The organism is Parabacteroides sp. KHUB-02 (genome assembly GCF_056640955.1).
In genome coordinates this window covers 482,924-494,521 of sequence record NZ_JBWQEV010000001.1, presented here as the reverse complement: position 1 = coordinate 494,521, position 11,598 = coordinate 482,924, and the positions used below count along the sequence as shown (strand labels likewise).

Annotated in this window: 9 protein-coding genes and 2 tRNA genes; 2 read left to right on the top strand and 9 right to left on the bottom strand. The window is 45.8% G+C overall.

What is annotated here, in order from left to right:
* Positions 1-81 precede the first annotated feature (81 nt).
* Together ACYIA1_RS02365 and ACYIA1_RS02360 are read right to left on the bottom strand one after the other, a co-directional pair.
* A complete protein-coding gene (locus tag ACYIA1_RS02365; RefSeq protein ID WP_036631158.1) occupies positions 82-1,065 on the bottom strand; it encodes a TlpA disulfide reductase family protein in 984 nt (327 codons plus the stop codon).
* Positions 1,066-1,085: 20 nt separating this feature from the next.
* Positions 1,086-1,856: an EFR1 family ferrodoxin gene (locus tag ACYIA1_RS02360; protein ID WP_480334254.1), complete on the bottom strand. Its 771-nt coding sequence runs from the start codon at positions 1,854-1,856 to the stop codon at positions 1,086-1,088.
* Between the two features lie 87 nt (positions 1,857-1,943).
* On the opposite strand from ACYIA1_RS02360, the gene ACYIA1_RS02355 reads away from it, so the two are divergent.
* Positions 1,944-2,207, top strand: a complete 264-nt coding sequence (locus ACYIA1_RS02355; protein ID WP_008774097.1) for a hypothetical protein — start codon at positions 1,944-1,946, stop codon at positions 2,205-2,207.
* Between the two features lie 379 nt (positions 2,208-2,586).
* Here ACYIA1_RS02355 and ACYIA1_RS02350 read toward each other — a convergent pair whose 3' ends face one another.
* From ACYIA1_RS02350 to ACYIA1_RS02335, 4 genes are read right to left on the bottom strand one after another with little or no spacing between them, the layout of a single operon-like run.
* Positions 2,587-3,861 carry a TolC family protein gene (locus ACYIA1_RS02350; RefSeq protein ID WP_048928020.1) on the bottom strand — a complete coding sequence of 425 codons (1,275 nt, stop codon included), beginning with the start codon at positions 3,859-3,861 and terminating at the stop codon, positions 2,587-2,589.
* A 28-nt stretch (positions 3,862-3,889) separates the two neighbouring features.
* Entirely contained in the window at positions 3,890-7,003 is a 3,114-nt protein-coding gene (locus ACYIA1_RS02345; protein WP_480334252.1) for an efflux RND transporter permease subunit, read from the bottom strand.
* A gap of 6 nt (positions 7,004-7,009) precedes the next feature.
* Positions 7,010-8,119, bottom strand: coding sequence for an efflux RND transporter periplasmic adaptor subunit (locus ACYIA1_RS02340; protein ID WP_122114961.1), 1,110 nt, complete (start codon positions 8,117-8,119; stop codon positions 7,010-7,012).
* 48 nt (positions 8,120-8,167) lie between these two features.
* Complete coding sequence (locus ACYIA1_RS02335) at positions 8,168-8,527, bottom strand: hypothetical protein (protein ID WP_005861714.1); 360 nt, start codon at positions 8,525-8,527, stop codon at positions 8,168-8,170.
* A gap of 128 nt (positions 8,528-8,655) precedes the next feature.
* Between ACYIA1_RS02335 and ACYIA1_RS02330 the strand changes: the two genes are divergently transcribed.
* Positions 8,656-10,203 (top strand): M28 family metallopeptidase, encoded by a 1,548-nt coding sequence (locus ACYIA1_RS02330; protein ID WP_005865866.1) that lies wholly within the window; start codon positions 8,656-8,658, stop codon positions 10,201-10,203.
* 141 nt (positions 10,204-10,344) lie between these two features.
* Here ACYIA1_RS02330 and ACYIA1_RS02325 read toward each other — a convergent pair.
* The 3 genes from ACYIA1_RS02325 to folD form a co-directional block, all read right to left on the bottom strand.
* Positions 10,345-10,418 (bottom strand) — tRNA-His (locus tag ACYIA1_RS02325).
* A gap of 92 nt (positions 10,419-10,510) precedes the next feature.
* Positions 10,511-10,584 (bottom strand) — tRNA-His (locus tag ACYIA1_RS02320).
* Positions 10,585-10,682: 98 nt separating this feature from the next.
* On the bottom strand, positions 10,683-11,579 hold the full coding sequence (folD, locus tag ACYIA1_RS02315; RefSeq protein ID WP_158532819.1) for a bifunctional methylenetetrahydrofolate dehydrogenase/methenyltetrahydrofolate cyclohydrolase FolD: 897 nt from the start codon (positions 11,577-11,579) through the stop codon (positions 10,683-10,685).
* Positions 11,580-11,598: the final 19 nt, after the last annotated feature.

The following is an 11,598-nucleotide window of genomic DNA, read 5'->3' as shown; positions in this document are numbered from 1 at the left end:
ATAACAAAGGGAGTGTATTAGGCTTAATCCAATACACTCCCTTTGTTTATACTACTGCAACGGCTTTGCTGTAACGTATCCTTATTTAATCACTTCCTTCAAGGTATTCTGTAAGTCTTCTCCAGTGATATTCTTGGCGATGATCACCCCATTCGGACCCAATAACACATTTGCCGGAATACCCCGTACCCCATAAAGAGCAGGGATCTCAGAATCCCAATATTTCAAGTCGGAAACGTGAGTCCAAGTCAGATGATCGTCTGCGATCGCTTTCTGCCATTTAGCCTTATCCTTGTCCAAGGATATACCTACGATCGTAAAGTTCTTATCCTTATATTGCTGGAAGGCATTTACCACGTTAGGGTTTTCCTTGCGACACGGGGGACACCAAGAGGCCCAAAAATCCAATAACACATATTTTCCCCTAAAGTCCGACAAAGACACAGAAACTCCTGCAGTATCCGGCAAGGAAAACTCCGGAGCGACTTGTCCGATCTGTACGTGTTCTAATTGCTTGATAATACCGTCCAAGTCCTTCACATAAGGACTATTCGCCAATGCCGGGGAAATCTTCGCACGAGTCGCCTTCAAATCATCCAAAGATAATTGGTAGGTAAAATAACGATATAGATAGAACGCCGCCGCCGGAGAATCCGGATATTTCGAGATCAAACTGTCAATATCATACCCTTCCTCAAATACCTTCTCCGCATTTTCTTGAAAGATATCATTCACCGGCGAGTTCCGTACGGTGATGGTCTCCCCGTCATTCCCGATCTTGACATTCATATCCGTATTCTCCAAGAAAAGTTGAACCGGATAGTTCATGCTCTCGGTTGCCAAACCGAATAGTAAAGGCTGATCTACCTCACCCTTAAAGGTGAATTTCCCGTCTTTTACCTCTGCCGTATCCACGTCAAAGAACATTTTATTACGGAATGACCTCAAGTAAATCTTGCCGTCGGGCATATTCTCTACCTCACCATTGATAACATATCCTTTTGGAACTTCTTGGCAACCAACCACCAAAAGGCCGGCAAGCGCCATCATACAAAATTGCTTCATTTCTCTATTCTATTTATTGATTACTTAAACTCTGGGTGATGATAACGTCCCTTTTTCAACGAGATCGTCCCATATTCTATCGCACGCACCGGACAACGATGAATACAGGCAACGCACTGAACGCAAGTATCAGCCCATTCCGGTTTTCCGTCACCCGACAGGGAAATCGTACCGGTCGGACAGACCTTCGCACAAATACCGCAAGAGATACAGGTATCCGTAGCATAAAATCGGTTGCTGCCTATCGCGAAGTGAGTAAATAACGGATAGACCATATAGCTCTTCAAAAGAGGGACACTTCCCACACAATACAAAGAGGGATTTTTCTTCTGCCGGATCGCCTCTACGATCTCGTCTACACGTTCCGGTGCTTTTTTCAGTTTTTCAGTCTCTACCTCCTTACTATCCACGTCGAAGCCGGGCATTAAGATATAATTATTCGGCATTTGTATAGAGAATCCTCCGGTTACGGCAATTCCCCGCCTCGCCAAGATGCTCCGCATGATCCGATCCGTATATCCACAATCATCACCACAAGTACAGACGAAATAAACCTCTTGCCCCTTATATCCGGACAGGATCAACCGGGAAATAAAGCGGGGCACCAATACAGCCGGCCCCCAAGAATGGACAGGGAACACAAAAAACACTTTCTCCCTCTCCCCCAATGGATAAGCATTCTTACCCTCATTCAACGCATCGGCAATGGAAACCAACGGCTCATCGAAAGCCGTCCCTAACGCTTCCGCAACCCAACGGGAGTTTCCTGTCCCTGTAAAGTAGAATATCATGCGCTCATTTTTTAGATGCAAAAATACATAATATCCAAACATATACGCTATCTTTGTCTAGTTTAAGAAACCTAAAAAACAAATCTTATGACAACGATGGAATTAAATTTACGGAAAGAATATCTCTATGACCTGATAAAAGGCATGGATGAGGAAAGATTATCGAAAGTGGAGACCTATATAAAACGTCTATGCCTTGCCAAGCAAAAGGAGAGTCTTTATCCTTGGGCACCAGACGAGGCTGAATTAACTTGTAAGATAGCTGAATCTGAAGTAGATTTCAACAATGGGGATTATTGTACGCAAAAAGCGCTGAAGAAAAAACTACAAAAAAAGTTGGCTTCATGGTAAAAGAAATCCAATGGTCTAAACATGCAGAAGAATCATTTACTGAAATCTTACTTTATTACCATGACGAGGGTAATAATTCTTATGCTTTTTTATTGTTGCAACGGATCCACTCATGCAACGGAACTATTAATAACTAATCCTTATTTAGGATTTATTGAACCATCACTACTCCAACTTAATAAAGAATATCGTTCCTTGATCGAGGGATATTATAAAATCATCTATAGTGTTGAATATGATTGTATCCGTATCTATCAAATATTCGATACTAGGCAATCACCGGATAAACTGATGGATTTATTCAGATAAAATAACAAGGAATAGAAATGTAAGCGTCTTACAATTTATCCCTTGTTACTTTTCTGAATTATAGCGCAAATCAAATCTCAATATCCCAAATACCCGCCGAACGTTCTAATTCGACCAAGGCTGAGCTGTAATTAAACAGCGTCTCGATATACTGAGCTTGTACCTCATCGTAAGTACGCTGGGCGTCCAAGACTTCCAACAAAGAGACTTCCCCCCTATTATAGCTGTAAATCTTGCCATCCATCACCTCACGGGCTTGCCTTAAAAGCCCATCCTCATAATGATTAACTTGCTCGGCGAAAGATTGATAATTACGATATGCCTGCATCACCTCCGTCTGTACTTGCAAAAGAGCCTGCTTATATTGCGCTTCCGCCTGTTGCTCCCGATAACGAGCGGCACGAACCGTTCCCTTATTGAAATTAGAGAATTTCAAAGGAACAGCGATACCTGCCGTCACTCCGGTAAAAGGAGGTGCCGGGGCTTCCTCATTATAAACCCGGGCGTTACGGCTTACGGCGATAGACAAATCCACATCCATATTCCGCTCCCGGCGAGCTACTTTCAAGGCTCTAGCGGCCACTTCCTTGTTTTTTAAGGCAGCTACCAAATCCGTACGCCCCTCGCTTGCCGCCGTGATTAAGTCGGCAAGGATAAAATCCCGAGGCTCCGTACGTAACTCAGCCTCTGGGTGAAATAAAGTATCCGTACTGAAAGTCCCCGTCAAGAAGTTTAAGTTCGAGAAAGCATTCTTTAATTCCGCTCCGGCTTGCAGCAACTCGTTTCGTAAGACCCCGGCCTCTACCCGGCTCTGCGTAGCATCCACCTCACGGATTTGCCCCAATGAGAAACGGATACTGTCGCTCTCCGCCAATGTCCGGATATTCTCATAGGCATTCTCCTTTACTTTATACAACTCATGTTGCTTCAAGGCTTCCATATAAGCAATCGTAGCGTCTGCCCGGAGATTCCGGAAATAATCGGCCAACAAAGCCTCGGTCAACTCACTCTCGCTACGTGCCAATGAGATATTCGCACCCCGTTTTCCAAAAGAGAAAGTTTTGCTCAGTTCTACTTCAACACCTTCTCCCATTTGCAAGGAATTATTCTCATTATTGAAATAAGACACGGAAAGGTTCGGATCGTTAAACACCTTTGCCGCCGTTACCTCAGCCTTAGCGGCCGGCACATTCAATTTCTCCGACGCATACTCAAGGTTGCCTTCCGCAACCCGCTCCATATATTGCCGATACGTAAGCGGAACCATGGTCTGAGCATTCACGGATAAGCATCCGCAGAGTAATGACAGGATTATATATTTCTTCATATCTTCTAATCTAAACATAGTATATCTTTTTAATTCCACCTCCGGATTAAGCGTGCAGCTCTTTTTCCTCCGATACCGGCGTCAAATCCTTCCCCTCATAATGTTTCTCGATCATATAGTATAAAGCGGGAAGTACATAAAGCGTAATAACCGTAGCAAATAAAAGCCCGTAAACGATTACCGTAGCCAAGGGACGCTGCACGTCCGAACCGATACCTGTACTAACAGAGGCAGGAAGCAATCCCAAGACCGCAACCGTAGCCGTCATCAAGATCGGACGGAAACGGTGCTTAGTTCCCGTTATCACCGCATCTTTCAAATCTCGTTCCCTTGTACGTAAGTTATTGATATGGGAAATCATGATCACGCCATTTTGGATAGCGACACCGACCAAGGCAATAAAACCAACCGCCGAGGAAACATTCAATGTCATTCCCCGCACATTCAACGCCAACATACCACCAAACAAAGCCAAGGGAACGACACTCATCATTAAAGCCGCCTGCCGGAATTTACCGCAAGCCGCAAACAACAGAAGCAGCATCAGTCCCAACGCCAAAGGAACCACAGCCCCCAAACGGGCATACGCACGATGCTGGTTCTCGAACTGTCCGGCCCATTTCAAATGCACGGAATCATGATCGTATTTCACCTCTTTATCAATCAACGCATTCGCATTATTCAAGAACGCCGTCAAGTCCACGCCACGTAAATTAACCCGTACCGTCAAGTGCCGCTTATTCATCTCACGGGTAATCGTACTGGCACCGGTTGTCATCTTAATCTCCGCTACTTGCGAAAGAGGAATCTTCGTTCCGGAACCGGTAGTCAGCAATAGATTACCGATACGTTCGGGAGAATTGCGGCTAGCGTCATCGAAACGACAAATCACGTCATAACTTTTACTTCCGACAAATATCTGGGAAATAGAGGCTCCACCGATCGCTAACTCAATCAAATCGGCCACATCCGACACGTTCAAGCCATACTGGGCGATACGGGCACGATCCGCGATAATCTGCAACTGCGGCAACGGAGGCTCTTGATCCACCGCTACGTCGGCAGCACCCGGTATTTCCTTCAACACATTAGCGACTTGATCCGCAATATGGCGACTTTCCGTAATATCATCGCTATAAATCTTCAGCGCCAAATCACTATGAGCCCCAGCGATCTGATCCATCACCATATCGATGATCGGCTGGGAGAAACCGACCGAGTAGCCGGGCATGGTCTCCAACTTAGCCGCCATTTCCTCGATCAGATCCGCTTTCGTCTTACCGAATTTCCATGTACTATAGGGTTTCAATCCCACGCCACACTCCACATGAGAGAGTGAGAACGCTTCCGCCCCCTCATCATCGCGACCGACTTGAGTCATTACATATGAGACTTCCTTAAACTCTTTCAAAGTCTTCCGAAGCTCCGCCCCCATCTCCTTCGATTTCTCAATGGAAATACCCGGAGGAAGCTGTACCTGTATCCAGATCGCCCCCTCATCCAACGGAGGCAAGAAGTCTTTTCCTACGGTATAACTTAAAATCCCCGCTCCCAGCAATATCGCCAGTAACGGTACAATAACCCGTCTTGGCTTCTCCATCAATCGGGCAATTTGTGAATGATAAGCCGTGGAAAGTTTCTCCAACCAACGATTATGGTAAATCTTTCCCGGCTTACGATACGCATAAAAGGCCAATCCCGGAATCAAGAACAAGGCCACGCACAAAGCGCCCAGCAAAGCATACCCTACGGTATAAGCCATCGGCGTAAACAATTTCTTCTCAATATGCTCAAAAGCGAACAAAGGAAGATAGGCCGTTATAATAATTAATGTAGAGAAAAAGATCGGGCGAGCCACCTCAGTCGTACGGCGCAAGATCGAATCTTCCGTCAATACCTCATCCGGATGCCGTTCCCTTTTCTTCAAGACCGTCTCCATCATCACGATCGCTCCGTCTACCAAAATACCGAAGTCTATAGCGCCTAGGGAAAGTAGGTTCGCAGGAATATTCGTAACATGCATCAAGATAAAGGCAATCAATAGAGACAAGGGAATGGTTAAGGCCACCAACAAAGCGCCACGCCAACTCCCCAAGAATAAGATCAGTACTAAGACAACCAGTACCATACCCTCGAACAACGTATGCGATACAGTATGCAAGGTCGTATTAACCAAATCCGTACGATCCATAAACGGATGGATACGGGTTCCCTCGGGAAGTGTCTCGTTATTTAGTTCGTCTACCGCCTTATGCACATCATCCAACACCCGGGACGGATTCTCCCCCCTAAGCATTTGCACGATACCTTCCACGCCATCGGAGTAATCACGGGTATCGTCCGTAAAACCTAAAACGCCCTTACGCTCCAAGTTTCCGTATTTCAGTTTACCGATATCATTCAAGTAGACCGGGACACCATTCACGGTCTTGATCACGATATGTCCCAAGTCTTCCAAGTCCTTAACCAGACCGATTCCACGGATCACATAACTCAAATCCCCCCGGCTTAACATACTACCACCGGCGTTCACGTTATTCTTCTCTATCTTTTCCGTAATATCCCCTAAGGTAATGTCGTATTGCTCCATCTTATAAGGGTTCACCTCGATCTGATATTGGGTAGTGATACCGCCGTAATTACTTACATCCGCTACACCCGTAACCTGTTTCAGTCTCGGAATAATTACCCATTTATGCAAATCGGTCAACTCCCTCAAGTCTAAACGGTCACTTTCCACCACATAACGAAAGATCTCTCCCGTCGGCGAAGTCAAAGGATTTAAGCCGGGAACCGCATTATAAGGAAGCTCCACGTCTACCAACCGCTCTTGTACACGTTGCCGGGCCCAATAATCCTCAATACCATCATCAAAAACCAATACGACCGTAGATAAACCAAACGTATTCTTGCTACGCATTACGTTTAGTCCCGGCAGACCATTCATAGCCCGCTCGATCGGAATACTGATTTGTTGCTCGATCTCCTCGGCGGCCAATCCGGGAACTTGCGTCACGACTTGCACGGTGGTATCGGCGATATCCGGATAAGCATCTATCGCCAACCGCGTCCAAGAATAATAACCAACGATCGCTAAGAACAGAAATAACACGAACATCAGTCCTCGCCGATGTATCGCCAAGTAAATAATCCTTTTCATAATCCGTTAGCGTGCGTCAAGTAAATAAAACGCTCCCGTAGCTACGATCTCGTCACCTACGTTCAAGCCGGATAAAACCACCGTCTTGCCATCTTCAGTAAGGCCGGTCTCGATCTTTTGTTTCCGATAATCGTTATTCCCCAATTCCACCAATACGTACATATTCTCCTCTTCCTGCAAGATAGCGGAAGTAGGTATACGGATTACCTCCGCCTCACGGTCGCTCAACTTGACCGTGCCGTACATCTCCGGTTTCATCAAACGGGTACTGTTATCGCACTCGATCAAGACCTCCACCGAACGGGTATCGGGGTCCAGCATCTCGCTGATATGATAAATCTTTCCCGATATCGGTTTATCCGGCATGGCTACCAACCGAATTTCCACCTCATCCAAAGCCTGTATTAAACTCAAATCCTTCTCTTTTACATGGGCGACCACCCATACCTTGCTCAAATCGGCGATGACAGCTACTGGCTCGGCGTCCTCTTTCATATATTGCCCGATTACGATCCGATCTTTCACGACCTCACCGGCTATAGGCGAGCGAACGATCAATGGTTGCCCCAAAGCCATTTCATCCGGATTAATCTGAAAGACTTTCAATGCGGCTACCATATTCTCATAGTCTTTTTTCTTTAACTCGTAATTCACCTCGGCCTCTTCCAATTCCTTTTGGACACCAACCTTGTTTTTCATCAAGTCTTTCTCCCGATTCAAGCTTTTCAAGGCCAGTTCCATCTCTTGGCGAGCTTGGTAATAAGATTTCCCCGCCTCATAAACAGCGGGAGCGCTAATCTCGAAGATCGGACTACCCGGGGCCACTTTCTGCCCTAAGCGAACGAACGATTTCGTAATTCGCCCGCTTACCGGTGAAGCCACCTCTGCGTAATTAGAAGGAATCGCCTGTACGACCCCCGAGGTGGTAAACTCCATACGGTAAGGTTCCCGTTTAACCGTTTCCTTTGTCAACTTGGATAAAACAGGAGATTCGGAACCGATATGTATAATATCCCCTTTGAGTGTTACGGCATGCGCAGACTCATCCTCTTGCTTTTGGGTATGGCAAGAGCATAGTACTATCGCTGGAAGCAATAGTAAAAATATAGATTTCATATAAGATGCGTAAAATGTTTAGTATAAAAAGTGATTCTAATGCTTGATTCAAATTACTATACCAAACGAGGGAGGCGCACGGGATTCGCCACGCCGCACAAGACGCAAGACAACCTCTTTCTTTAGAAAGACGAGCACTACCATCAAAAGCGCCCAAGCCATAACCAAAGGTAAGTACGGAATTAACTCCATACACAATTCGGTCAGCTCTTCAATCGTATTAAACGCTACCGTACTATGCTCATGATGAGGCAAGCCATCGGCTCCCGGCAGATAGGGATGAGAGTGAGTGATACTATAGTTTAGGAAATGATGCGTATGGGTAAAGGCCGTGCCACCCACGTAGTAACTCATAAAGAGTACTACCAAGAGGGGTCTTAACCACTTCAAGCTACGCATTGTTTTCATTCACCATCTGTTTACTCCGCAAAGTTATAAAAGAAACTGCCATTTCATTTGCAATAAGTCAAAATTTATTCCTTTATTTGCATACACTGAATAATAAACAGTCATATCAATGAAATAAACACTACTTTATGAGAAAAATCTTACTTGTTTGTGCGGCATTAGCCTGCATGACAGTCTCCCCTGTACCAGCTCAGGACGCTGCCGTAAAAAAAATCATCGAGATGGGTCAGAACGATAATCAAGTGATGCATCAGCTGGATATCCTTACAAACCGCTTTGGCGGACGTTTAATAGGTTCCGACGCTTATGAGAACGCCGCCGAGTGGATGGTGCGTGAGTTTAAGAGTTGGGGACTCGATGTCCAATTAGAAGAGGCCGGTACCGTCCCTGTCGGCTTTAATCGAGGACCTTGGTTCGGACGCTTGTTGAGCGACAACGGAATGATCCTGCATTTCGCCACCCCTTCCTACACTTCCGGAACGAAAGGCGTGCAACGTGGGCATGCGGTGATGGAGCCTCGTAACGACGAGGAGTTCCAGCAAATCAAAGGAAGATTAAATGGTGCTTGGGTTCTTATCTCAGGGAAAAATGTAGGTTGGCCTATCGACCGCTCCGCCTCGGGAGATTCCATCCGTGCGGAGATCAAGAAAGAGAACAACGAGATCATGAAGAAAAACAATGATCTAAGACGCCGCAACTGGGAAAACGGGGAGAAAAACGAGATGTTGCCTTATAAAGAATTCCCCGGATTATATTATAAGGAAATGTGCGAGGCCGGAGCTTTAGGTTTTATCCAATCCTCCACCGTACCTATCCGTGCGTTATACGACCGGAAAATGATGAACGACCCGAATACGAACTTCGACAATCTGCCGGAACTTCCGGATATCAAATTAGACGAGCATCAATTCGCGATCATCGAACAAATGGTGAAAGAGAGACGTACATTCGAACTAGAGTTCGATATTCGTAATCATTTTAAATTAGGCCCGGTTAAATACCATAATGTCGTAGCGTCTATCAAAGGCAGCAAATACCCGGACGAATATGTTATTATCAGCGGTCACCTAGATGCTTTCGACGTGGCTACCGGAGGCATCGATTGCGGTACTGGAATCGGACCGATGATGGAAGCCGCTCGCATGATCGCCAAATCCGGAGCCAAGCCTAAGCGCACGATCTTATTTATCGGATTCGCCGGTGAGGAATTTGGCTTATTAGGAGCACAAGCTTGGGTGAAAGCGCATAAGGATAAATTACCCAAAATCGCTAATTTGTTCAATCGTGACGGTGGCCCGGAACCTCCTGTCGGTATCTCCGTCCCTCAAGCCATGTATGATGATTTCGTGAAGATCAGCGAACCCATCCAAAAAATCCGTCCGGACTATCCTTTCGAGGTAAAAGTTCGTGAACCCCGTAAACGCCCGACACGCATGGGGGGAACAGACGCATCAGTTTTCGCCATCGAAGGTGTCCCCACATTAGGTTTCACCACAGAGGATTTCAAAGGATATGATTTTGATTACGGCGAAATCTGGCATACGGAACGGGATTTATACACAAAGAACATCCCCGAATACCAAGAACATACGGCTACTGTTACCGCTATCATAGCCCTCGGTGTAGCGAATCTGGATAAGCAATTATCAAGAGAAGGTTTATATACCGAAGAGTAGGTCAGCACGATCGCTATTATAAGGAGTTTACAATGCCTATTGTAAGCTCCTTATGATGGGCATCATAAAAGACTTACAATGCCCATTATAAGAAATAGAAAAAGGATATGCCCTAATAGACATATCCTTTTCTCATTCTAGGGTGAAAGATGGGGCTCGAACCCACGACCCTCGGAACCACAATCCGATGCTCTAACCAACTGAGCTACTCTCACCATATAAAAAAACCTTTCATTCTTCACAGACGCCTTGGTTCATAAAACCTTGTTTTATTCATAACAAGATTTTTATCTAAAAAACCACAATGGGTGAAAGATGGGGCTCGAACCCACGACCCTCGGAACCACAATCCGATGCTCTAACCAACTGAGCTACTCTCACCATATCCGCCTTTCAAAGGATTCTCCCTTTAAGACGGCGCAAAGATAGGTATAAATTCTGATTACACAAACCTTTTGCGAACTTTTTTATCCATCCACTTACTTATAGATCGCTTTCTTTCCCGCTAACAATGTGTTACGCATCAAAGAAATGATTGTCATAGGCCCTACGCCACCCGGAACCGGAGTGATATAGGAACATTTAGGAGCGACCTCGTTAAACAAGACATCTCCCGTTAACTTAAATCCGCTCTTGGTTACGCTGCTTGGCATACGGGTTGTTCCCACGTCAACGATCACGGCGCCTTCCTTCACCATATCCCCTTTCAAGAATTCAGGAACACCTAAAGCCACGATAATAATATCAGCAGACAAGCACATCTCCTTCAAGTTCTTAGAACGGCTATGGCATACGGTCACCGTACAATCGCCCGGATAAGATTTCTGCATCATCAAGGTAGCCATCGGCTTGCCGACAATATTGCTGCGTCCCAAAACCACGCAATGCTTTCCTTGCGTCTCGATATGATAACGCTTCAATAATTCCAAGATACCGGCAGGCGTAGCCGATACGAAACAAGGCAAACCGATAGACATACGTCCCACGTTAATCGGATGGAAACCGTCCACGTCTTTACGATAATCGATCGCCTCAATCACCTTCTGCTCGGATATATGTTTCGGAAGCGGAAGCTGTACGATAAAGCCATCCACATCCGGATCATTATTTAACTCATCGACCTTACGAAGCAATTCTCCCTCCGTAACATCCTCCTCAAAGCGAATTAAGGTAGACTTAAAACCAATCTCCTGACAAGTCTTGACTTTACTAGCCACATAAGTCTCGCTACCACCGTCATGGCCCACCAAAATAGCAGCCAAGTGAGGGATCTTACCTCCGGCAGCCTTGATCTGGGCTACCTCCTCAGCCATCTCCTTCTTCATCTGAGCGGAAACGGCCTTACCATCCAGCAATTGATAATGTTGTTCTTCCATATTATTGATTGTCTCCTGT

Bases quoted from the DNA above. Each gene is read 5' to 3' on its own strand.
- ACYIA1_RS02360 (WP_480334254.1), bottom strand. From the start codon at position 1,856: ATGATATTCTACTTTACAGGGACAGGAAACTCCCGTTGGGTTGCGGAA.
- ACYIA1_RS02355 (WP_008774097.1), top strand. From the start codon at position 1,944: ATGACAACGATGGAATTAAATTTACGGAAAGAATATCTCTATGACCTG.
- ACYIA1_RS02340 (WP_122114961.1), bottom strand. From the start codon at position 8,119: ATGAAATCTATATTTTTACTATTGCTTCCAGCGATAGTACTATGCTCT.
- ACYIA1_RS02365 (WP_036631158.1), bottom strand. From the start codon at position 1,065: ATGAAGCAATTTTGTATGATGGCGCTTGCCGGCCTTTTGGTGGTTGGT.
- folD (WP_158532819.1), bottom strand. From the start codon at position 11,579: ATGGAAGAACAACATTATCAATTGCTGGATGGTAAGGCCGTTTCCGCT.
- ACYIA1_RS02335 (WP_005861714.1), bottom strand. From the start codon at position 8,527: ATGAAAACAATGCGTAGCTTGAAGTGGTTAAGACCCCTCTTGGTAGTA.
- ACYIA1_RS02345 (WP_480334252.1), bottom strand. From the start codon at position 7,003: ATGAAAAGGATTATTTACTTGGCGATACATCGGCGAGGACTGATGTTC.
- ACYIA1_RS02330 (WP_005865866.1), top strand. From the start codon at position 8,656: ATGAGAAAAATCTTACTTGTTTGTGCGGCATTAGCCTGCATGACAGTC.
- ACYIA1_RS02350 (WP_048928020.1), bottom strand. From the start codon at position 3,861: ATGTTTAGATTAGAAGATATGAAGAAATATATAATCCTGTCATTACTC.